General features: G+C 64.5%; 20 protein-coding genes. 6 read left to right on the top strand and 14 right to left on the bottom strand.

Annotated elements, in window-relative coordinates; genetic code table 11:
- Positions 1–64: 64 nt before the first annotated feature.
- The 5 genes from JQ641_RS00175 to JQ641_RS00155 form a co-directional block, all read right to left on the bottom strand.
- Entirely contained in the window at positions 65–1759 is a 1695-nt protein-coding gene (locus JQ641_RS00175; RefSeq protein ID WP_211993644.1) for a GMC family oxidoreductase, read from the bottom strand.
- A 92-nt stretch (positions 1760–1851) separates the two neighbouring features.
- Positions 1852–3390, bottom strand: coding sequence for a phytoene desaturase family protein (locus tag JQ641_RS00170; protein ID WP_211993643.1), 1539 nt, complete (start codon positions 3388–3390; stop codon positions 1852–1854).
- A gap of 213 nt (positions 3391–3603) precedes the next feature.
- Positions 3604–4806 carry a hypothetical protein gene (locus tag JQ641_RS00165; protein ID WP_211993642.1) on the bottom strand — a complete coding sequence of 401 codons (1203 nt, stop codon included), beginning with the start codon at positions 4804–4806 and terminating at the stop codon, positions 3604–3606.
- Between the two features lie 116 nt (positions 4807–4922).
- Positions 4923–6569, bottom strand: a complete 1647-nt coding sequence (groL, locus tag JQ641_RS00160) for a chaperonin GroEL (protein WP_211993641.1) — start codon at positions 6567–6569, stop codon at positions 4923–4925.
- A gap of 169 nt (positions 6570–6738) precedes the next feature.
- Positions 6739–7035: a co-chaperone GroES gene (locus JQ641_RS00155; protein ID WP_192738881.1), complete on the bottom strand. Its 297-nt coding sequence runs from the start codon at positions 7033–7035 to the stop codon at positions 6739–6741.
- 353 nt (positions 7036–7388) lie between these two features.
- Here JQ641_RS00155 and JQ641_RS00150 point away from each other — a divergent pair, with 353 nt between their 5' ends.
- Complete coding sequence (locus JQ641_RS00150) at positions 7389–7904, top strand: hypothetical protein (protein WP_211993638.1); 516 nt, start codon at positions 7389–7391, stop codon at positions 7902–7904.
- A gap of 220 nt (positions 7905–8124) precedes the next feature.
- On the opposite strand, the gene JQ641_RS00145 is transcribed toward JQ641_RS00150, so the two are convergent.
- Positions 8125–8910 carry a protein phosphatase CheZ gene (locus tag JQ641_RS00145; RefSeq protein WP_211993636.1) on the bottom strand — a complete coding sequence of 262 codons (786 nt, stop codon included), beginning with the start codon at positions 8908–8910 and terminating at the stop codon, positions 8125–8127.
- Between the two features lie 307 nt (positions 8911–9217).
- Here JQ641_RS00145 and JQ641_RS00140 point away from each other — a divergent pair, with 307 nt between their 5' ends.
- Positions 9218–10024: a L,D-transpeptidase gene (locus JQ641_RS00140; RefSeq protein WP_192738878.1), complete on the top strand. Its 807-nt coding sequence runs from the start codon at positions 9218–9220 to the stop codon at positions 10022–10024.
- A 75-nt stretch (positions 10025–10099) separates the two neighbouring features.
- Here the strand turns inward: JQ641_RS00140 and JQ641_RS00135 are convergent, their stop codons facing one another.
- The 6 genes from JQ641_RS00135 to JQ641_RS00110 all read right to left on the bottom strand — a co-directional run bounded on the left by JQ641_RS00135 (position 10100) and on the right by JQ641_RS00110 (position 16125).
- A complete protein-coding gene (locus JQ641_RS00135; RefSeq protein ID WP_211993635.1) occupies positions 10100–10966 on the bottom strand; it encodes a DUF2076 domain-containing protein in 867 nt (288 codons plus the stop codon).
- Positions 10967–11096: 130 nt separating this feature from the next.
- Entirely contained in the window at positions 11097–11942 is an 846-nt protein-coding gene (locus JQ641_RS00130) for a ChbG/HpnK family deacetylase (RefSeq protein ID WP_211993633.1), read from the bottom strand.
- The gene (locus tag JQ641_RS00125; protein ID WP_211994249.1) at positions 11939–13000 is read right to left on the bottom strand and encodes a glycosyltransferase family 2 protein; all 1062 of its coding nucleotides are present in this window, start codon (positions 12998–13000) and stop codon (positions 11939–11941) included. The genes JQ641_RS00130 and JQ641_RS00125 overlap by 4 nt, the downstream gene beginning before the upstream one ends.
- 81 nt (positions 13001–13081) lie before the next feature.
- Positions 13082–14059 carry an ATP phosphoribosyltransferase gene (hisG, locus tag JQ641_RS00120; RefSeq protein WP_192738874.1) on the bottom strand — a complete coding sequence of 326 codons (978 nt, stop codon included), beginning with the start codon at positions 14057–14059 and terminating at the stop codon, positions 13082–13084.
- Positions 14056–15228 carry an ATP phosphoribosyltransferase regulatory subunit gene (locus JQ641_RS00115; protein WP_211993631.1) on the bottom strand — a complete coding sequence of 391 codons (1173 nt, stop codon included), beginning with the start codon at positions 15226–15228 and terminating at the stop codon, positions 14056–14058. The genes hisG and JQ641_RS00115 overlap by 4 nt, the downstream gene beginning before the upstream one ends.
- 147 nt (positions 15229–15375) lie before the next feature.
- Positions 15376–16125 carry a 16S rRNA (uracil(1498)-N(3))-methyltransferase gene (locus tag JQ641_RS00110; protein WP_211993629.1) on the bottom strand — a complete coding sequence of 250 codons (750 nt, stop codon included), beginning with the start codon at positions 16123–16125 and terminating at the stop codon, positions 15376–15378.
- A gap of 208 nt (positions 16126–16333) precedes the next feature.
- Between JQ641_RS00110 and JQ641_RS00105 the strand changes: the two genes are divergently transcribed.
- Together JQ641_RS00105 and ubiA are read left to right on the top strand one after the other, a co-directional pair.
- Positions 16334–17008 carry a hypothetical protein gene (locus tag JQ641_RS00105; RefSeq protein WP_211993627.1) on the top strand — a complete coding sequence of 225 codons (675 nt, stop codon included), beginning with the start codon at positions 16334–16336 and terminating at the stop codon, positions 17006–17008.
- 10 nt (positions 17009–17018) lie between these two features.
- Entirely contained in the window at positions 17019–17945 is a 927-nt protein-coding gene (ubiA, locus tag JQ641_RS00100) for a 4-hydroxybenzoate octaprenyltransferase (protein WP_211993625.1), read from the top strand.
- A gap of 118 nt (positions 17946–18063) precedes the next feature.
- Here the strand turns inward: ubiA and JQ641_RS00095 are convergent, their stop codons facing one another.
- Together JQ641_RS00095 and JQ641_RS00090 are read right to left on the bottom strand one after the other, a co-directional pair.
- Positions 18064–18588 carry a DUF6101 family protein gene (locus JQ641_RS00095; RefSeq protein WP_211993623.1) on the bottom strand — a complete coding sequence of 175 codons (525 nt, stop codon included), beginning with the start codon at positions 18586–18588 and terminating at the stop codon, positions 18064–18066.
- 88 nt (positions 18589–18676) lie between these two features.
- Positions 18677–18895 (bottom strand): hypothetical protein, encoded by a 219-nt coding sequence (locus JQ641_RS00090; RefSeq protein WP_211994287.1) that lies wholly within the window; start codon positions 18893–18895, stop codon positions 18677–18679.
- Between JQ641_RS00090 and JQ641_RS00085 the strand changes: the two genes are divergently transcribed.
- Together JQ641_RS00085 and JQ641_RS00080 are read left to right on the top strand one after the other, a co-directional pair.
- On the top strand, positions 18858–20264 hold the full coding sequence (locus JQ641_RS00085; RefSeq protein ID WP_211993621.1) for a TldD/PmbA family protein: 1407 nt from the start codon (positions 18858–18860) through the stop codon (positions 20262–20264). The genes JQ641_RS00090 and JQ641_RS00085 overlap by 38 nt on opposite strands.
- Complete coding sequence (locus JQ641_RS00080) at positions 20251–21060, top strand: inositol monophosphatase family protein (protein ID WP_211993619.1); 810 nt, start codon at positions 20251–20253, stop codon at positions 21058–21060. The genes JQ641_RS00085 and JQ641_RS00080 overlap by 14 nt, the downstream gene beginning before the upstream one ends.
- The last annotated feature ends 92 nt before the right edge of the window (positions 21061–21152 follow it).

Genomic DNA, 21152 nt, shown 5'->3' with positions numbered 1-21152 from the left:
CCGTCATTGCGACCCGTAGGCTCGCAATGACGCCCTGGCTGTTTGAAAACCAAATCCGAAAGTTTCACTGCATCGAGGCCGCAATCTTCTCCGCCGACATCAGCACCGGAAAATTGGTGTTGGCGCAGGGCACGACCGGGAAGATCGAGGCGTCGACCACGCGCAGGCCCTGCACACCCTTGACGCGGCCCTCGGTGTCGACGACCGACATCGGGTCCTCCGGCCGGCCCATCCGGCACGAGCACGAGGCGTGCCACACGCCGATGGTTCCCTTGCGCACGAAGCTCTCCAGCGCCTCGTCGTCGTTGATCACGTCGTCGAACGAAAATCCTTCGACCACGAAATTGTCGATCATGTAATGGCGCAGCGCCGCCGGGCCGTCCATCAGGGTGGCGGCGATTTTGGTAAGAATCCTGTTCTTGTTGTTGACCACGCCGATCTTGCGCACGCGGTCGGTATAGGAGGCGGGGAATGGCTTGTCGGTGACCGCCCTGACGGCGTCGCTCATTTGCACCGCCGCCATCTTGCGGAAACCGCTCATCAGCCGATCGAGGTCGCGCCGGTCGGACAACAAATTGAACTCGACGATCGGTTCAGCCGCCGGGTCGCGCGAGGCGAGCTTGACCTGTCCGGTTTCGGAATAGGTCTTGTTGACGAACGTCAGGGCCGAGCCGATTTGCTCGCCGACCGCATGCCAGGCCGATTTGCTGAGCACCACGACGAACATGTCGCCCTTCGGCACACCAGGCAGTCCGGACGAATAACGCAAGCCGACCTGCATGTGACGCCTGGTATGCCCGTTCATGCGCGCGCCGCGGCGGACAAAAGAGGACAGCGAAATCGAGGGATGATCCATCAGGCGCTGGCCGACACCTTCAAGTCCCATCAGCACGGGAATGCCCATGTCCTTGAGATGACCGACCGGGCCGATGCCGGCGCGCAGCAGATGCGCCGGCGAATGGATGGCGCCGCTGCACAGAATGATCTCGCGGCCGCGGAATTCCTGCTCCTTGCCGTCGACGAGGGCCTTCACGCCGACGCACTGCGTGCCTTCGAACAGCAATTCCCTGACCTGCGTGTTGGTGGAGATCGTGAGATTGGCGCGCTTGCGCGTTTCGCGATCGAGATAGCCCATCGCGGCCGAGACGCGTTGCTCGGCCTGGTTGGAGTGCGTCACGGGGAAATAGCCGTCGACGAACTCGCCGTTCTGGTCCGGCAGGAATTGATGGCCGGCCTGCTGGAAGGCGTCAGCGAACGCCTGCGAATGCTTCGTCCAGTGCTCCCTGGGGATGCGTCGCACCGGAATGCGGCCGTCCTTGCCATGGTACGGTCCGTCGAAGTCAAGGTCGCGCTCGACCTTCTTGAAGTAGGGCAGCACGTCCTTCCAGCTCCAGCCGGTGGCGCCCCGCGCTTCCCATTCATCGTAGTCGGTCGGTGCGCCGCGGTTGGCCATCTGGCCGTTGATCGAGGAGCCGCCGCCCAGCACCCGCGCCTGCTCGTATTTGCGCAAGGGCGGACGCCCCTCGTTGGGATTGTTATGGCTGACGATCTGCGTCGTGACCTTGAGTTCGGTCCAGTGGAAGCGCGGATCGAAATAGGCGGTGCCCGGATAGCTGTCCCTGATTTCGGCCGGCTCGTTGCCGGGCGGGGTGTCCTGGCCGGCTTCGCACAGCAGGACTTTATTACTGCTTTTCGCCGACAACCGGTGCGCCATGACCGAACCTGCCGAGCCGCCGCCTACGATGATCGTGTCATACACTTTGGCATTCCCTCTGGTTTTTTTGTTCTCTTGTTGATCTCGTTGTTGCCGGGAGGCTAGCGCAGCTCCGCGCCCGGGTCTCGCCGGCAGAATTAGCCCTCTCGCAAAATCATGTCGGCGCAGACACCGGCCGATTGCACGACGCCGGTGTAGCCGCCGAAACCGGCATAGGCGGATGCCAGATAAAATCCCGATACCGCCGTGCGCGGCGAGCGGAACGGATTGCTCCAGCTCGCCTGTGGCGGGGTCGGCGCAAAGCCGTAAACCGCGCCGTCGGGCGCGTTGAGATACTGCCGCACCGACAGCGCGCTGTTGAACGAGGACGCGACGACGGCTTCGCCGAGCCCCGGATAGATCGAGGAGAGATAGCGCACGATCGCCTCCTGCCAGCGCCCGCGCTTCTCGCGATAGGCGTCCATGTCGGAGGCGTCCCAGTTCGACAACAAATCGGGGCCGAGGATCGAAAGCACATAGGGCGGCGCCGGCACGCCGGAATCGATCGCGGCATAGTCGACCACGGACATCGGCGGCATGCGTTCGCCGGGCTCTTCCGCCATCAGCGCGGCGCCTTGCGCGTAGTCGGTCAACCGCTTCATCCAGGGCGGCAGCAATTGCGTGGAGTAGGCGGCGATCCCGAATTCGCGCGGCGGCTTTTTCAGGCCCAGCGTCAGCGCGAACAGCGATGCCGAGGGCGCCTGCCGGGCATAAGTTTGGTTCAGCTGTGCGGCGGCGTCCGCCTGCATCAGCGGTTCGAGTGCCGCGGGCGCGGCGTTGCCGATGATCCGCGCGCATTGCACGGTCCTCGGATCGCTGCCGTCCTTGGCGGTGTGGGTGATGGATTTGGCGTCGTCGCCGAGCGCAATCGAGCTGACGACACGGCGCACCAGCACCTCGCCGCCCGCCACCTTGATGGCGCGGGCGAGCGCGCTGGAGAGCCGCTGCGAGCCGCCCTGCACGTAGCGGCCGCCGCTCTGCAGATAGCTGCCCTGCGCCATCGCGAAATAGATCCACCACAGCGTGGTGGGGTCGTCGTGGAAATAGGACAGGTTGGCGGCGAGCGCGCATTTGACGGCTTCATTGTCGCCGAATACGCGGTCGAGCTTTTGCGACAGCGACAGCGGCCAATCCGCGGCGTCAGGCAAAAGCCTGATCAGGGCGCCCAGATGGTCGCGCGAGGTTTCGTTTGCGTCCTCGCTGTGCGCGAACCGGTTCGCGACGCCGACGATGTGTTGCATCTCGCCGAGCAGTTGATCGATGCCGGCGCGGGCCTCCGGGAAGCGCTCGGTCAACGCACGGCGCGCGGCGTCGAAATCGTCGGGCATCAGGAAGGGCTGATCGAGCGGGCCGCCGCGCGCCTGGTAGAACGCGCCGGACGGAATCCATTTGACGGCGTCGATCACGCCGGCCCGCGTCAGCACGTCGTGTTTGGGGTCGCGCGGGTCGTGCGGGTCGCTGGTCTCGTGCAGCGATCCCTCGACAAAGAGCTCGCCGGATTTGTAGCTCGACGCCGCACCGCCGACGGAATTGCTGCGCTCGACCACCAGCACCTTGCGGCCGGCGCGCGCCAGGATCGCTCCGGCAGTGAGGCCGCCAAGGCCAGCGCCGACAATCACGACATCATAACGTGTCATTCAGCGTGGAGCCCTTAGAGCGTTTTCAAGCGAAGTGGGTACCGGTTCGGGTGAAGAAAACGCGTCAAACAAAAGAGGAAGCCATTGCAAGATCAGGGTGTTTCATTGCCGCTCGGGTGCGGCATGTCAAATGCGCTGACCGCATGGAGCAGTGCGCGGAAAGCCGCCTTCAGGGATTTAGAAAGGATCGAGAAAGGGAACGGCTGGAAACCGCTATTTCCAGGCCGATTTGTCGATGTCCCAGCGCTGGCCCTTGAACTCCCTGGCGAGGGCTTCGACCGAACCATTGTCGTCCTCCGGCTCGCCGCCTTCCTCCTCGCCGCCGGCGCCTTCGGACAGGTTCAGCTTGGGACCTGCGCCTTCGTCGATGGTCGACGTCACCGGGCTCGAGATCCACAGCATCAGCCGGTCCGATGCGCCGGGTTTGTCGGGCGAGACGAGCGCGGTGACCTCGATGCTGTCGGTGAGGCCGAGCGCCGGATAGATCTCGCTCGGCCGCTTGAAGGTCAGTGTCAGCTTGCCGGTGTTGGCGTTCCACGCCGAGCCCGCCGCCTTGGCCGCGAGCGTCTTCGACAGCACCGCGGATACCGCGGCGGCGATCTTGTCCTTGTTGATCCTGTCGCCATCGCGCCAGTCGGCGGCGGCAAAACGGATGGTGCGGTCCATCTCGACGATGCCGGTGGTCCATCCCGCGGTGACCACGCCCGGTGTCGCCTTGGCCCTGGCGATCAGCGCCGCTGACCGCTCCGGATCGGCGGTGAGATTGATGGTCTGCTCGCCGGCGCGGAGCGCGTCGCAGGAAATCGACAGGCTGCTCAGGCCGAGCTCCACCTCCTGGCCCTTCAGGCCCTTGAGGAAATCCAGCGCCGCATCCAGCTTTATCCGCACGCCGATGGATTCCGGCGACACCTCGGTGAAATCCTTCGGCGCCGGCGTGATGCCGTCATCGGTGGCCTGGTTGTCCAAGAACTCCTTCTCGCTGAGATCGGAATTGTCGGTCGAGGCCACTTCCGTCACCGCCTGGCCGATGGTGATCCGGCCGCGGAATTCGAAGCCGTCGGCGCTGGCCTTGCGCGCGAGGTTCACGGTGACCGGCAGCTTGTCACCGAGGCTTTGCGTCGAGCCGGTCAGGTTCTGGCCGCTGACGGTGAGGTTGGCGACGAAGCGGTCCTTGCGCTCGGAGCCCTTTTCGACGGGGTAGCAGACGTCGAGCACGGCCGCGGTGACGGTTTTGCCTTGGCGGATCTCCTTGAGGACCACGTCGGCGTTGCCGCTCATCAATCCGTCGATCGAGGTGAAATACCTGACTTCGCTGCCGCCGGGTGTTGGCGCTGCCTTGGAGGGGAGCTTCATCTGGGCGAGAGCGAGGTCCGAGGCCGTCACCAGACCGAACAGGCAGAGCAGGAGCGCGCGCATGGGAATTCCTCGAAAGAGAGAATCAGCGTCGTCGTAAGTAGCAAACCTCCTGATCATTCGCCAAAAAAGAAGGCCGCCCGGAGGCGGCCTTCGATCACTATTCCGGTTGGTCGGGCTCAGAAGCCCATGCCGCCCATTCCACCCATGCCGCCGCCACCGCCGGGCATCGGCGGGGCCGGCTCCTTCGGCAGTTCGGCGACCATGGCTTCGGTGGTCACCAGCAGGCCGGCGACGGAGGAAGCGTCCTGCAGGGCGGTGCGCACCACCTTGGCCGGGTCGATGATGCCCTTGTCGACCATGTCGACGTACTGCTCGGTCTGGGCGTCGAAGCCGAAGGTCTCGGACTTGTTCTCGAGGATCTTGCCGACCACGATCGAGCCCTCGACACCGGCGTTCTCCGAGATCTGGCGAACCGGAGCTTCCAGCGCCTTCAGCACGATGTTGATGCCGGCCTGAACGTCGGAATTGTCGTTCTGGATGCGGCCGACCGCCTTCTTGGCGCGCAGCAGCGCCACGCCGCCGCCCGGCACGATGCCTTCCTGCACGGCCGCGCGGGTTGCGTTGAGCGCGTCCTCGACGCGGTCCTTCTTCTCCTTGACCTCGATCTCGGTCGCACCGCCGACGCGGATCACCGCGACGCCGCCGGCGAGCTTGGCAAGGCGCTCCTGCAGCTTCTCGCGGTCGTAGTCCGAGGTAGTTTCCTCGATCTGCGCCTTGATCTGGTTGACGCGGGCTTCGATCGCCGGCTTCTTGCCGGCGCCGTTGACGATGGTGGTGTTCTCCTTGTCGATCACCACCTTCTTGGCGCGGCCGAGCATGTTGACGGTGACGCTTTCCAGCTTCATGCCGAGCTCATCGGAGATCAGCTGACCGCCGGTCAGGATCGCGATGTCTTCCAGCATCGCCTTGCGGCGATCGCCGAAGCCCGGCGCCTTGACGGCGGCGACCTTCAGTCCGCCGCGCAGGCGGTTGACCACCAGCGTCGCCAGCGCCTCGCCCTCGACGTCTTCCGCGATGATCAAGAGCGGACGGCCGGACTGCACCACGGCTTCCAGCACCGGCAGCATCGCCTGCAGGCCGGAGAGCTTCTTCTCGTGCAGCAGCACGTAGACGTCCTCGAGCTCGGCGGTCATCTTTTCGGCGTTGGTGATGAAGTAGGGCGACAGATAGCCGCGGTCGAACTTCATGCCCTCGACGATGTCGACTTCGGTCTCGAGCGACTTGTTTTCCTCGACGGTGATGACGCCTTCATTGCCGACCTTCTGCATCGCCTGTGCGATCATCTTGCCGATGGCGGCATCGCCATTGGCCGAGATGGTGCCGACCTGGGCGACTTCGGCGGAGGAGGCGACCGGCTTGGCGCGCTTTTCGATGTCCTTGACCACGGCCAGCACCGCGATGTCGATGCCGCGCTTCAGATCCATCGGGTTCATGCCGGCGGCAACCGACTTGGCGCCTTCGCGCACGATCGCCTGGGCGAGCACGGTCGCGGTGGTGGTGCCGTCACCGGCGGTGTCGTTGGTCTTGGAGGCGACTTCGCGCAGCATCTGCGCGCCCATGTTCTCGAACTTGTCCTCGAGTTCGATCTCCTTGGCGACGGTAACGCCGTCCTTGGTGATGCGCGGGGCGCCGAAGCTCTTGTCGATCACGACATTGCGGCCCTTCGGGCCGAGCGTCACCTTCACGGCGTTGGCGAGGATGTCGACGCCGCGCAGCATGCGATCGCGGGCGTCTCCGGCGAATTTAACGTCTTTGGCAGCCATTTTATGAACTCCTGAATGATTGGACGGGTCGCTCGCCGCGTTTCCCTTGCCGTCATTGCCGGGCTTGACCCGGCAATCCATCATCCTGGCAAGACTCTTCCGAAGCGGATGGATGCCCGGGTCAAGCCCGGGCATGACAAATGAGGGTTGGGCGGCAGTTGGGCGGTGCTTAAACCAGCACGCCCATGATGTCGGATTCCTTCATGATGAGGAGTTCCTCACCGTCGAGCTTGACCTCGGTGCCCGACCATTTGCCGAACAGCACGCGGTCGCCGACCTTGAGGTCGATCGGGATCAGCTTGCCGGCTTCGTCCCGGCCGCCCGGGCCGACGGCCGTGATTTCGCCCTGCGAGGGCTTTTCCTTGGCGCTGTCGGGAATGATGATGCCGCCCTTGGTCTTCTCTTCGGCGTCGATACGCTTGACCACGACGCGGTCGTGCAGGGGGCGGAATTTGGATTTGGCCATGAGGTTTCCTCTTTGGAAGGTTTGGTTTCGGGTCTGATTGCCATCAAAATGGCTGCTAATGCCGGGTTTTCGACACCGTCCCGGGCGGGACGGCCAAACTCCTTACTTGCCTTAGCAATCGTCGCATTTGAGTGCTAATGTGTGGCCCGGGGAATATGGCTTGGCGCCGATCCTGTCAAGCAAGGGGGTTAAGGCCCAAAAAAGGTTAAGGCCTTGGTGAGGCCAATATAGGATGCTCCCTGAGAAACCAAATCGGAGCGGCGGCGTAATTTGATGGACGTCATTGCTCCGGCACGTGTTTTACGGTTGGCTGCAGGACGGGTGCGGCCAAAAAACTTGTTTGGGGGAATGCGATGATCGGGTCCGGTACTGCGCGCGTGGTTGCCAATCTGGCGATCGCCTCAGCGCTCACAATACTCCTGGGAGCATGCAGCAGCATGAGCCTGCCGTCGCTGTCGTCAAGTTCCGCGCCTCCGCCCGAGCCGGGCGTGGCTCCCGACATGCCGGCGACCATCCGCTCCGACGAGATCGTCGGCCGCTGGGGTCTCGCCTCGTACCAGAATCCGAACGACCGGGCCCGCACTGAAAAGATGGCCCGCGATCAGTGCAGGCAGCCTTATGTGATCACCGCCGGCACCTCCGGGGGCGTGGTCATGCATCTGGCCGACCAGGCGACCCCGCAGGAACTGCGCCTCAAGGGCTCGCCGAGCGGCAAGAATTATATCGGCCCGGCCGGACCGACCCCGGGCGAGCAGGACCGCGAGGTCGTCTCGTTCGACGGCCGCGTGCTGGTGACCCGCTTTGTCGACAAGGATGCCGGGGTCCGTTACGGCAACATGGTCTATGTCCGCTGCGCGCCGCGCGCCTGAGCCGAACTTCATTCCCTTGCCGTCATGCCCCGCGAAGGCGGGGCATCCAGTACGCCGCGACCTCTCGGCTAAATTGCTGACGTCTCTGGAATACTGGATCGTCCGCCCCCCGTGCGCAATTGCGCACTCGGGCGGACGATGACAGCGGAGCAAGGGGCGACCAACAAAAAACGCCGGCGTCTAGCCGGCGTTTTTATTTGGTCTGCGTTAACCAGCCCGATCAATCGAACAGCGCGTCGATGTCGTCCTGCGAGGCATGGCCGACGTCGCCGTCGAGCTTCGGACCGTTGAGCAGCTTGGCGTCGCCTTCACGGCTGTCGACGATCGGGGTCGCGTGCGCCTTGAGCGCGTCGACGCCACCCCAGATGTCCATCATGACGTTGATGTGGTTCTCGATGAACTTCATCGTGGTCATCACCTTGCTGATGCGCTGACCGGTGAGATCCTGGAAATTGCAGGCTTCGAAGATCGCGATGACGCGTTCCTGGATTTCCTCGCTGAGCAGCTTCTGCTGGTCCGGCGAAGTGTTCTTGGACAGCGCGGTCGCCGCCTGGTCGATCGCCTCGGTGGCTTCGAGAATCTGCTGCGTGGCCTGCTCGGTACCGCCGACGACGGCGCCGAGTTCACCATTGACCTTGGCCATTTCGCCGCCGTCAAAGCTCTTGCCGTGCAGCGTTGCGATTTCGCGCTTGGTGCGGTTGATGGCGTCGTGAATGAGGTCGAGTTCGACCTTGAGCTTTTCGCACTGCTCGATCTGGGCACGATAGGTTTCCAGCAGCGCCTGGGCTTCGGCAACCTCGCGCGCCACCGACGCTTCCGCCGATTCAGTCACGACGGAACGGCCTTGACCGCCCGCGGCCATCTGGGCGCGGATCGAGCGCAGCTCGCTCATGATCTCGCGATGCATCGGGCCGATGTCGCCGCCTTCGGCAACCGCGGACACCGGCATTGGCACATCGCCCAAAATGGCTTGTTCGATACGAAAACGTTTGCGATTAACCGACATGTCTATTCCCACCCCTTACTCCGTGACCTGTTTTAGACAGATGCGATTTAACGTGAGGTTCACGCGGGGAACACATCGCGGCGTAGTCTTCCGCGGGGCGCACACCAGCGATTAACCATGTGTGCGCGGCGTTCACTCAAAATAAACGCTACCGGACAAATCAGCGCGCAATCGGCGACGTGGTGAATCGAAACGCCGTTTCCGTTTACCAAACCGATGTGGTTTTGACCCTTTATTGACCACGTGCAATGGCGCCGCTCAGGCGTCGCCAAGATCTAACAGTGACGAAACAGTACAGAGTACGTCGATGTTCAGAAAAATGTCTCTCGCGCTCCTTGCGGGCGTGTCGTGCCTTGGCTTCTCCGATTCTGCGTTGGCGATCGACGCCTCCCCGCTCGCCGAGCCCACCGTGATCTACGCCAATCAGCCCGCGCAACCTGCGCCGGTTCGCATCGCTTATGCCGAACGTTCGCAAATGGGCGGCGGCTTCATTGAATTCCTGTTCGGCGATGGGCCGGTGCAGGGCGGCCGCTATCAGCAGCAGCCGGATTACCAGCAGCAGCCGGGTTACGGATATGGCGGACGGCGCGGCACCCTGCCGCCGATGGATCCGCAGCAATCGATGCGTCAGCAGCAGGAAGAAGCGATCGAGCCGGCACAGCGCCCGGTCGATCCAAAGTACAACAAGCAGGTTGTCGACTATCACGGCAAGGAAGGTGTCGGCACCATCGTCGTCGATACGCCCAACAAGTTCCTGTTCCTGGTGCAGGGCGACGGCAAGGCGCTGCGCTACGGCATCGGCGTCGGCCGTCCCGGCTTCACCTGGTCCGGCGTCAAGACGATCTCGGCGAAGAAGGAATGGCCGGCCTGGACCCCGCCGCCGGAAATGCTGGCACGGCGTCCCGATCTGCCGCGGCACATGGAAGGCGGTCCGCAGAATCCGCTCGGCGCCCGCGCGATGTATCTGGGATCGACGCTCTATCGCATCCACGGCTCCAACGAGCCCTGGACCATCGGCACCAACGTTTCGTCCGGCTGCATCCGGATGCGCAATGAAGACGTGATCGATCTCTACGGCCGCGTCGGCGTCGGCGCCAAGGTCGTTGTGATCTGAGCAAAACCAGGTCTCAAAAAAACGGCCGCTCGATCGAGCGGCCGTTTTCCTTTTTGCCGTTATGTCGTCCGGGGCTTAATCGTCGTCGCCGCCGCCGTCACCATCGAAGCCGTCATCCATGTCGTCATAATTGTCGTCGTTCGATGCGTTGTCGGAGTATCCGCTGCGTGAGCTGTCACCGCTGTTGTTGTCGTCGAACAGCCCGGTGCGCGAACTGCCCGACGAGCCGATGTCGTTGGCACCGGCCTCCCGCGCCAAATCGCCGCCGGATTGATCGCTGCCGCCCGGCCGCCGGTCTTCCACGCTGCCGCGATGACCACCGGAATCGCCGCCGAAGGCCGCCTGCTGGTTGCCGCCGCCGCCCATCATCGAGCGGATGCCGCCGAGCAGCATCGATCCACCGACCACGCCGGCCGCCGCTGCCGCTGCCGTTCCGAGGAACGAGCCGCCGCCTCCGCCGCCGAGCGGCGGCGGCTGTTGCGCGCCACCATACGGTTGACCATAGGCCGGCTGCTGTCCGTAGCCGGGCTGGCCGTATTGTCCGGGACCCTGTTGTCCGGGTCCTTGTTGTCCTTGCGTCTGCTGCACCACCTCGCCGCTGTTCCATACCGGGCGGCCGCCCATGCCGGGCGAGCGGACGTTGGGCACCGAGCCGCGCGGCTGGCTTTGCCCGAAGATGGTGTCGCGCATCGAATCGAGGAAACCGCCGGGTTGATTCTGTTCGCCCGCGTGCCCGGCTTCCAGTTGCTGGATGCGGTCGTTGGCGCGCTTCAGCGCCTCGTCCTGCACCAGCGCCGTCTGCACCAGCGCATAGACGGCATTGGGCGCACCACGCAGGCCCTGCATGATCGCGGACATGGCTTCGGGATCGCGCGGGGTGTTTTCCAGCTTGGCAAGGCGGTCGAAAAGATCGTCAATCAGTTGGCGTTCTTGCGGTGTCATGGCGTTCTCCATCGCATCGAGTGCCTCGAAGCGCGGGGCAGATGTAGGGCGGGGTTTGTGTCGCAAGTAGTGGGAGGGCAGATTAAATTTCTGTATGCGACAAAACGACCGGACGGTTTATTGAGCAATATCAACCCAGTGTAACATTGTTCCGCGCCAACAGCGGCGGCATTTGCGCGCCGGCGAGAAACGCGTGCTCGCTTTCGCGCTGGGTGGTCAGGGGATCGAGGCTGATGAGGGTTTCGTCGACGAAGCCCGGATGACACATCACGAGCCCGCCCTCCGGCATGCCCTGCAGGAACTGTCCCATCAGGACGCCGAAATCGGGCGTCTTCGAAAAATCATAGGCGCCGGCAAAGGCCGGATTGAACGGGATACCGGCCCGGGTGGCGAGCTTGCGAAACCGCGAGCTGAGCACATCGAGCAGCAGCGCCTTGGGCGCGCCGAGCCGTTTGGCCAGCGGCTGCAGGCGTCCGCCCTGGCGAACCCAGGCGGCGGGCGCGGCCTGCTTCACCGCGCGCAGAAACGCATCGCGCACCTGCGGGAAGAGCTGCGCATGCTGATGGCCGTCGACGAAATCCGGCGGGCGGCCGAACAGATCCTGAAACGCCGCCAGCTGATCGATCAATTCGGCATGGATCATTTCAGGGTCGAGCCGCCGCAACAGGCCCGATCGCAGCATCGCCGGCAGCGGCAGAAACATGCCGCCATCGGTCGGTCTGAAGTGCATCGTCAGCGGCCGGAACGGCGCGGTCAGCGTCGCATGCAGGCCGATGGCGCAGCGCGGGCTGCCGGCGGCGGCGGCCTGCAGCGCCGTGACCTCGCCGCGGCCGATCGCCGGGCCGACCACCATCACCGATGTCGCATTAAGCCGGCCCTGGCCGATCAACTCGCGAATGGCGCGATTGACGCCCTCGCTGATCCCGTAATCGTCGGCGCACAGCCAGATACGGCGCGGCGGCGCGGCATCGTTCATTCCGCGGCGGTCCGTTCGGGGCTGGTCCGTTCAGAGGCGCTTGCGGTGGTCGTTTCGTCCGCGTGCTTCTCGGAGTGTTCGGCGACGAAATAGATCGGACGCGCTTTCAGCTCCGACAGGATCTTGCCGATGTATTCGCCGACGATGCCGATCATGATCAACTGCACGCCGCCGATCGTCATCAGGCCAATCACGAGCGAGGGATAGCCGGGGACCTGCTTGCCCGTAGTCAAGACTTCCCAGAGAATAGTCAGGCCGAACAGAAAGGCGCCGACTGCGAGCAGCACGCCGAACAGGCTGGCAAAGCGCAACGGCGCTACCGAGAACGAGGTCAGCCCTTCGATCGACAGGCCCACCAGCCGGCCGGCGCTGAAGGTGGTGACGCCGTGCGCGCGCGGCGCCGGCTCATAATCGACGCGGATCTGGCGGAAGCCGATCCAGCTCGCCAGACCCTTGAAGAAGCGATTGCGCTCGGGCAACTGCTTGAGCGCTGCCGCGGCGCGCGGCGACAACAGGCGGAAGTCGCCGGCATCTTCGGGGATTTTTTGCCGTGCGCCGTAATTGATCAGCGCGTAGAAGCCGTGCACGGCAAGACGCCGCAGAAACGGTTCATTGTCGCGATGCGCTTTTGCCGTATAGACGACGTCGTAGCCGTCATCGATCCAGTGGCCGACCAGCTTCTCGACCAGGGTCGGCGGATGCTGGCCATCGCCGTCCATGAACAGCACCGCGCCGCGCCGCGCATGGTCGAGCCCCGCCATCAAGGCGGCTTCCTTGCCGAAATTGCGCGACAGCGACACCACCTGAACGTCGAGCGCGTCGGCCTTCAGGGTGCGCGCGATGCTGAGCGTGGTATCGGCGCTGCCGTCGTCGACATACACCACTTCGCTGGCGAGGCCGTAACGCTGCCGCAATGTCCTGGCGAGGCCGATCAGCCGCTCGTGCAGCAACGCGAGCCCGGCGGCCTCGTTATAGACCGGCACGACAATCGACAGCCCCCGCGCCGCGGCGCTCGCCGCGGTGGTGGACAGGCCGGAAACGTCAGAGCCAAGCGTCATCATCGATCAGGTTCCATCATGGACAACAGCATATGTTACTCGTCGCAAGCTGTCGCTACGATGAATGAAACCAAATCCGCCTTATTGCCGCAAGAACGCCTCGAGCCGGGCGAACAGCGGGTTTTCCCGGTCGAGCACATAGTCGAGGGCAGCCACCGAAACCGTGTCGGCGCCGTGCTCGCGCAGGAAGCTGCCGAGCGCGTAGAGCTTCGACGGCGGGCAGTGCAGCGTCAGCATGCCCGACGAGGTCGGGCCGCCGAACGGGGCGACGACACCGAAGCGGTTATGCGCCTCGGTCAGCAGCCTGTCGTTGCAGCCGGCAAAGCGGGTGCGGACTTCGCGATATTTGCTGGCGCGGGCACGTGCGGCGATGTGATCGAGGATGACGCGCGCGGTCTCGCGCGCCCCGCTCGACCAGTCGGCATCCTTTGAGGCGACGAGGTTGGCCTGGCTGCGCAGGATCACGCCGTCGTCGAGCACCTTGAGGCCGTTGGCGACGAGGGTCGCACCCGTAGTCGTGATATCGACGATCATCTCGGCGGTGCCGACCGCGGGCGCGCCTTCGGTGGCGCCGGCGCTCTCGACGATGCGGTAGTCGACCACGCCATGGGTGGCAAAGAAGTTCCGGGTCAGGTTGATGTATTTGGTCGCGACCCGCATGCGCCGGTTATGCTGCGCGCGGAAACCCGTCGTGACGTCGTCGAGATCGGCCATGGTGCGGACGTCGATCCAGGCCTGCGGTACCGCGACCACGACATTGGCGCTGCCGAAGCCGAGATTGTCGATCAACAGCACGCGCTTGTCGGCGTCGACGATGCTTTCGCGCAGCAGATCTTCGCCGGTCACGCCGAGATGCACCATGCCGCGGGCGAGCTGCGAGGCAATCTCGCTCGCCGAGAGATAGGCGATCTCGACATTGTCGAGCCCGGTGATGGTGCCGCGATAATCGCGCGCGCCGCGCGGCTTGGCGAGGCTGAGGCCGGCGCGCGAGAAGAACGCCTGGGCTTCTTCCTGCAGGCGGCCCTTGGAGGGAACGGCGAGAACGAAGGGCGCGGTCATGATGCGCTCCCGACCGGTTTGCGGAGTTGCGTCAGGGCTTCGATCCAGACCGAGAAGCCGACCGCCGGGATCGGCGCCGCCGAGCCGAGCTGGGTCATCAGCCCGTCATAGCGCCCGCCCGCCACCAGCGGCTCGACGCCGTTGTCCTTGGCGCGACCTTTGGCGTGCAGTTCGAATTCGAAGCCGGTGTAGTAGTCGAGGCCGCGTCCGAAGGCGGTCGAAAAGCGCGTCAGGCTGGTGTCGATGCCGCGCGCGGCCATGAAGCCGACCCGGCTTTCGAGCTGATCGATCGCCGCCGTCAAATTGAGTTTGGTGTCCTCGGCCAGCGCGCGCAGTTGCGCCACCGCGTCATCGGGATCGCCCGCGATGGCAAGAAAGCGCTTGATGGTCGTGAGCGCGTCGCGCGGCAGCGCGCCGCTCTTGAGCGTCGATTGTTCGAGAAAGCGGTCGGCGATTTCGGCAACCGTGCGGCCGCCGACATTGGTGGTGCCGGCGATCGACATCAGGTCGGTGACCAGTGCCAGCGCGGCCTTGCGGTCGGAGCCGGCAAGGGCTGCCAGCACGCCTTCATATTCGTTGCGGCCGGGCGCGGTCACGAGTGTCAGCTGCTCGATGTCCTGGGTGAGGCTGACCTTGCGGTTGAAATCCTTGATCAGCCGCCGCTTCCAGACCGGATAAAGCTCGAGCGCATCGATCAGCGCGGTGAACAGCGCGACGTCGCCGGTGCGGATTTCGACATCGCTCAGGCCGAACGCCGAAGTCGCCTCCAGCGCCAGCGCCAGCATTTCCGCATCCGCCGCGGCCCGATCCTGCCGGCCGAAGGATTCGATGCCGGCCTGCAGGAACTGGCTCGGCTGGCCGTCGCGATAACGGAACACCGGCCCGAGATAGCTGAAGCCGGCGGGCTGGCCGGCGCGGCCCGAGGCCAGATAGTCCCGCGCCACCGGAATAGTGAGATCGGGACGAAGGCAGAGCTCCTCGCCGCTGGCGTCTGATGTCAGATAGAGGCTCTTGCGGATGTCCTCGCCGGAAAGGTCGAGGAACGGCTCGGCCGGCTGCAGGATCGCCGGTTCAGCCTGGACGTAGCCGGCCTGCGCAAACGACAAAAGCAGCGCGTCCGCCCATGTGGCGGACCCGGCGGCACCATCGATGGCGGCGGTTACGGTCATTTCGCGTCCAAATATCCCGAAAAACGGGTTCCAAGAGGTATCAAGCGTTTGTTGGCGGAGGCCTTAGCATGGCCCGGGCAGGGTTTCGACAGAGATTGGTGTCGTCGCTTAACGCGGGGTTCAATGAGGCTTAACGGCCTCGGCTGCCTATCCCGGCCCGGCCCAGTCGCCGAGCGCGGCCTGCACCAGCGCCAGCGCCGCGACGCCGGCCGTATCGGCGCGCAAAATTCGGGGGCCGAGCGAAAGCCGCAGCGTTCGCGGCTGGCGCAGCAGCAGCGCGCGCTCTTCCTCGGCAAATCCGCCTTCGGGACCGATCAGGATGTCGATGCCGTCAGCCGTTAACCCGCCTTGCAGCGCCTGCAGCGGCGAGGTGGTTTCCGCCGCCTCGTCGCAGAAAACCAGGAGGCGCTCCGGCTGGCGCTGGCTCAAATAGCGATCGAGCGGCATCGGCTCGGCAACATCGGCCAGGCTCAGGATACCGCATTGCTCGGCGGCCTCGATGACATTGGCGCGCATCCGCTCGCCATTGACCCGCGAGACCTGGGTGAAACGCGTCAACACCGGCTGCAGCTTCGAGGCGCCCATCTCGACCGCCTTCTGCACCATGTAGTCGAGCCGGGCATGTTTTAACGGCGCAAAGACGTAGGCGATGTCCGGGAGCCGATCCTGCGGCCGGTTCTGGATGAGGATCTCAAGGCTGTCGGGCCGCTTGCGCCCGATAATCTGCGCCTGCCATTCGCCGTCGCGGCCGTTGAACACCAGGATTGATTCGCCGGCCGATAGCCGCAGCACATTGCCGAGATAATTGCTCTGGTTGCGCTCCAGCGGGACCTTTTCGCCCGGGCTCAAGGGGGCATCGACGAACAGGCGAGGGGCACGAAAATCGAGTTCAGGCATCTGTGATTGTTCCGTTTCGCGCCGGTTTTAGCCTAAAGGGTTAGAATCCGGGGACAATTTAATGATTCGGTGCGGCCCAGCGCCGCGCTGCCGCCTAAATCCACGGGTTGTTAAGGGCCGGCAGGAATCGTAAAAAGCCCCGTCGGAATTGTGCTTCGATCGGAAGTCGCCCGGGCCCTGCTGGACCTTTGCCGGAGAAACACCTTTGATGATCCGCCGTCTCATTGTGCCCCTGACGATTGCCGTCGTGACCATTCACGCGGGGCAGGCCCTTGCGCAGACCCCATTTCCGGCGCCACTGCCCAACGGACAGGCTGCACCCGCAACCGCAAGCAGCGCGTCGCCGTTCCCGCCGGTGAACGGCGCGGCGCCAGCGGCATCGGTGGGTGGTCCTTCACCGTTCCCGTCGGCGGGAGCCGCCCCGGGCGGGGGCTCGGCATTCGACCGTGGTCCGCCGCCACAAGCCAGCGGCGCGGCGGATGCCTGCATGAAGGGCTTCGTTCCCTTGCGCGAGGACGCCGAGAAGCGCGGCAAGCTGATCAAGGCCGCCAGCGATCGCAAGGCGTCGCCGGACGAGGCCTGCAAGCTGATCGGCAGTTACAGCCAGGCTGAACTCAAGATGATCAAATATGTCGAGACCAATTCCGCGAAATGCGGAATTCCGCCGCAGATCGCCGAGCAGCTCAAGAACGGCCACAAGAACACCGAGAAAATGCAAAAGCAGGTCTGCACGGTCGCCCAGCAGGGAGCACAGGCGCAGCGCGCGGCCGCGCCGAGCCTGAGCGAAGCGCTCGGCTCTTCGGCGGCGCTGCCCGAGGCGCAAACCGTTCGAAAGGGCGGCAGCACGTTCGATACGCTGAACGGCAACGTTCTCACCCGATGACCGCCTCCCGATGAGCGACGTCACGGCCCGCGTTGCCGACGCCACCGGCAACTGGGTCGATACGCGCGCGCCGTCCTGGTCGCGGCCCTATCTACGCCTTTCCCGTTTCGACCGGCCGATCGGCTCCTGGCTGTTGCTGATGCCGTGCTGGTGGTCGGCGGCGCTGGCCGCCGGCATCGGGCGCGACGCCAGTCAATTGCTGTTCGTGATCGTGCTGTTCTTCATCGGCGCCTTCGTGATGCGCGGGGCGGGGTGCACCTGGAACGACATCACCGATCGCGACCTCGATGCCAAGGTCGAACGGACGCGGTCGCGGCCGATTCCGGCCGGGCAGGTGAGCGTGCCGCAGGCACTTGCGTGGCTGGTGCTGCAGGCGCTGATCGGGCTCGCCGTATTGCTGCAGTTCAACCGCTTCGCGATCATGACCGGCATCGCGTCGCTGATCATCGTCGCGGTCTATCCCTTCATGAAGCGCATCACCTGGTGGCCGCAGGTCGTGCTCGGCCTCGCCTTCTCATGGGGCGCCTTGATGGGATTTGCGGTCACGCTCGGACGCATCGACCTCACCGCGCTCGTGCTCTATGCCGGTTCGATCGCCTGGGTGATCGGCTACGACACCATCTACGCGCATCAGGACGCCGAGGACGACGCGCTGATCGGCGTCAAATCGACCGCGCGTCTGTTCGGCGCGGCGACGCATCGGGCGCTGGTCGTGTTCTATTCACTGGCGGTGGTGCTGATCGGCGTCGCGATGGTGCTGGGCGGGGCGCGATGGCCGGCATGGATCGGCTTGGTCGCGTTCGCTGTTCATCTGGTCTGGCAAATCCGGCGCCTGGACATCAGCGATCCCACGCTGTGCAAGCGCATCTTCCACTCCAACCGCGATGCGGGCCTGCTGCTGTTTGCGGGACTGCTGGTCGATGCGGTGATGCGCTGAAGCGTCGTTCGTAGGGTGGGCAAAGGCGCTCTTGCGCCGTGCCCACCATCCATCTCCGAGTCTCAATGAAAATGGTGGGCACGCTTGCGCTTTGCCCACCCTACAAGATCGAACGACCTCAATCCCGTGCGATGATCTCGCGCTCGCCCCGATGCATATTCGCCGGGTTGAGCAGGTCACCCGAGCGCCTGCGCACCAAAAATTTCGGGCGGCGGGCGCGGATCGCGTTGTGGCGGCGGCGGCGCGGAGCGGGTTCGCGGGCCTTGTCCTCCGGCAATAGCGGAAGCGCGAAGATATCGCTCCACATCTGCCAGGCGGAAGAAAGCTCCTCGGCATCGGAGCTGACGCCAAGCGGAATGTTCAGCGAGGGATCGCGATGCACCAGCACCAGCATCTGCGCGTCGTCGAGACCGCGCAAAGCCACGCCGAGAAAATCGCTGACGCGAACATTGACGGCCATCTGCATGCCCTTGACGGCACGGCGCAGCACGACGCGTTCGCGATGAAGTTCGATCTGCCGCACACCGCCGTCGGCGCGGGTGTCCTGCGCATCGAAGCGGAGCGGAAGGGAAAGAGGGTCGAGCCGCAATACGCGGCCCGACCCGGCGGGATTGATCCCGCTTGTTGCTGTTTGACGCCTCACGGCTTTTAGTCTCCCCGCCGGAATTATGTTCCCGGTCGATGCGTGAGACCTTAGCCGAGCGGTTTCCGTTTTGGCTTAAAAAGGCTGGTTAACCCGAGGTCACCGGCGTTGCTTCTGCCCGCATGATTGACAAGAGCTTGGCGCGCATGATTGACGAGTCCTTGCTTTGAAGCCGAAAATGATTGGCTTTTGAGGCGTCAAAATGCTTGAAATCCCCGTGAATCAGGCACATCTGATGGGTCGGCTGATTTGCGTCCCAACTCGCTTCAATGTCAGGGATTTTGTTTGTGAACTCTTCACCATCCAAGCCTTCATCTTCCGCGACCTCCGACCTGTTCGACCAGTCGGCGCTCTCGACACTGGCGCAGCAGCTGGTCGAGGCCGCCAGGCGCGCCGGCGCCGATGCGGCTGATGCGGTCGCGGTGCGCGGCGTCTCACAAGGCGTCGAAGTGCGCGATGGCCGCGTCGAGGAATCCGAGCGCTCGGAAGGCGACGATGTCGGATTGCGCGTGCTGGTCGGACAGCGCCAGGCCGTGGTCTCGACCAACGACGTCAGCGGTGATGGCATTTCGAAACTCGCCGAGCGCGCGGTCGCGATGGCGAAGGTTGCACCCGACGACAAATATGTCGGTCTCGCCGATCCTTCACTCCTTGCACGCGAGTTCGCCGACCTCGACCTGCTCGATCGTACGGTTCCCTCGACCTCCGAACTCGAACGCCGCGCCGTAGAAGCGGAGGCCGCGGCGCTTGCGGTCAAGGGCGTGACGCGATCCGGCGGCGCGTCGGCATCGAGCGGCATCGGCGGCATGGTGCTGGTGACTTCGACCGGGTTCCACGGCTCGTATTTGCGATCGAGCCAGGGCATCTCGATGACCGCGATATCCGGCGAGGGCACCGGGATGGAGCGCGACTACGACTACACGTCGGCGCCGCATGCCTCCGATCTCGCCGCGCCCGAAAGCGTCGGCCGCAAGGCGGGCGAACGTACGGTGGCGCGCGCCAATCCGCGCAAGGTCGAGACCTGCAAGGTGCCGGTCGTGTTCGATCCGCGGGTCTCGGGATCGCTGGTCGGCCATCTCGTCGGCGCCGTCAACGGCGCCTCGATCGCGCGCAAGACCAGTTTCCTGAAAGACCGCATGGGCGAGCAACTGTTCGCCAGGAACATCCGCATCATCGACGATCCGCTGCGGGTGCGCGGATTGCGTTCGCAGACCTTCGATGCCGAAGGCGTCACGGTGAAGAAGCTCGCGATCATCGACGAGGGCGTGCTGACCTCGTGGCTGCTGGACACCGCGACCGCGCGCGAACTCGGACTGGTCACGACCGGCCATGCGCATCGCGGCGTGTCGTCGTCGCCGTCGCCGGGATCGTACAATCTGCACATGGAGGCGGGCGAGCCGACGCCGGCCGAACTGATCTCTGATATCAAGCAGGGCTTTTACGTCACCGATCTGATCGGCTCCGGCGTCAACGGCGTCACCGGCGATTACAGCCGCGGCGCGTCCGGCTTCTGGATCGAGAACGGCGAGATCACCTATCCCGTCAGCGAGGTGACGATCGCGGGCCATCTCTTGCCGATCTTCCAATCGCTGACGGCAGCCAACGATCTGGAATTCCGCTATGGCGTCAATGCGCCGACGGTGCGCATCGAGGGTTTGACGCTTGGCGGACGCTGATGCGCTGGGCACGACAACGGCGCGCGACGCCGCGCTGCTGACGGAGACGGTGCGCGAGGCGGGGGCGCTGGCGCTGTCGTTGTTTCGCACTGAGTTGAAGAACTGGATCAAGGGCGCCTCGTCGCCGGTGTCGGAAGCCGACATCGCCGTCAACGATCTCGTCGAAAGCCGGCTTCGCACGGCAACGCCTGATTATGGCTGGCTGTCGGAAGAAAGCGTCGACGACGACACGCGCCTCGGCAAGAAACTGGTCTGGATCGTCGATCCCATCGACGGCACCCGCGCCTATCTGGCCGGCCGCGAGGACTGGTGCGTGAGCATCGCGCTGGTGGCCGATGCGACGCCGGTGCTGGCGGCGGTGTTCGCCCCGGCGACCGACGAATTCTTCTTCGCGATGCGCGGGCAGGGCGCCACGCGCAACGGCAAGCGCGTGCTGGCGACCGCAGGCACGGATCTGGATTTTTCCCGCATGGCCGGTCCCAAGCCGCTGGTGCAGCGGCTGAGCCCGTCATCCGATGAGATCACACTGTTTCCGCGAATCGGCTCGTTGGCGCTTCGGCTGTGCCGGGTCGCCGACGGCGGCCTGGACGCCGCTTTTGCGGGCGGTCAGAGCCGCGATTGGGACCTTGCGGCGGCGAATTTGATCGTGCACGAAGCCGATGGTAGGATGACAGCGCTCTCGGGGGACACGATTGAGTATAATCGCCGGGAGGTGACGCACGGGGTGCTGGTGGCTGCGGGACGTGATCGGCATGCACGCATTGTCGAGCATTTTCGAATCCGACCGCTGCCCTGAACACGCCGGACCTGCGTCACGGTTCGTCACGCCACTCATCATGCGATACGCCTCAACAACCTTGCTTGCCGGGCACCTCGTTAGGAACAACC

This window comes from Bradyrhizobium sp. JYMT SZCCT0180, assembly GCF_018130165.1.
Classification (GTDB): Bacteria; Pseudomonadota; Alphaproteobacteria; order Rhizobiales; family Xanthobacteraceae; genus Bradyrhizobium.
Note: the sequence above shows the minus strand (reverse complement) of the source record. Positions and strands in the feature narration are given on the sequence as shown.

Excerpts from the sequence above, each read along its gene's own strand:
- JQ641_RS00170 (WP_211993643.1), bottom strand. The coding sequence starts at position 3,390 with ATGACACGTTATGATGTCGTGATTGTCGGCGCTGGCCTTGGCGGCCTC.
- JQ641_RS00165 (WP_211993642.1), bottom strand. The coding sequence starts at position 4,806 with ATGCGCGCGCTCCTGCTCTGCCTGTTCGGTCTGGTGACGGCCTCGGAC.
- groL (WP_211993641.1), bottom strand. The coding sequence starts at position 6,569 with ATGGCTGCCAAAGACGTTAAATTCGCCGGAGACGCCCGCGATCGCATG.
- JQ641_RS00155 (WP_192738881.1), bottom strand. The coding sequence starts at position 7,035 with ATGGCCAAATCCAAATTCCGCCCCCTGCACGACCGCGTCGTGGTCAAG.
- JQ641_RS00150 (WP_211993638.1), top strand. The coding sequence starts at position 7,389 with ATGATCGGGTCCGGTACTGCGCGCGTGGTTGCCAATCTGGCGATCGCC.
- JQ641_RS00145 (WP_211993636.1), bottom strand. The coding sequence starts at position 8,910 with ATGTCGGTTAATCGCAAACGTTTTCGTATCGAACAAGCCATTTTGGGC.
- JQ641_RS00140 (WP_192738878.1), top strand. The coding sequence starts at position 9,218 with ATGTTCAGAAAAATGTCTCTCGCGCTCCTTGCGGGCGTGTCGTGCCTT.
- JQ641_RS00135 (WP_211993635.1), bottom strand. The coding sequence starts at position 10,966 with ATGACACCGCAAGAACGCCAACTGATTGACGATCTTTTCGACCGCCTT.
- JQ641_RS00130 (WP_211993633.1), bottom strand. The coding sequence starts at position 11,942 with ATGAACGATGCCGCGCCGCCGCGCCGTATCTGGCTGTGCGCCGACGAT.
- JQ641_RS00125 (WP_211994249.1), bottom strand. The coding sequence starts at position 13,000 with ATGACGCTTGGCTCTGACGTTTCCGGCCTGTCCACCACCGCGGCGAGC.
- hisG (WP_192738874.1), bottom strand. The coding sequence starts at position 14,059 with ATGACCGCGCCCTTCGTTCTCGCCGTTCCCTCCAAGGGCCGCCTGCAG.
- JQ641_RS00115 (WP_211993631.1), bottom strand. The coding sequence starts at position 15,228 with ATGACCGTAACCGCCGCCATCGATGGTGCCGCCGGGTCCGCCACATGG.
- JQ641_RS00110 (WP_211993629.1), bottom strand. The coding sequence starts at position 16,125 with ATGCCTGAACTCGATTTTCGTGCCCCTCGCCTGTTCGTCGATGCCCCC.
- JQ641_RS00105 (WP_211993627.1), top strand. The coding sequence starts at position 16,334 with ATGATCCGCCGTCTCATTGTGCCCCTGACGATTGCCGTCGTGACCATT.
- ubiA (WP_211993625.1), top strand. The coding sequence starts at position 17,019 with ATGAGCGACGTCACGGCCCGCGTTGCCGACGCCACCGGCAACTGGGTC.
- JQ641_RS00085 (WP_211993621.1), top strand. The coding sequence starts at position 18,858 with ATGTCAGGGATTTTGTTTGTGAACTCTTCACCATCCAAGCCTTCATCT.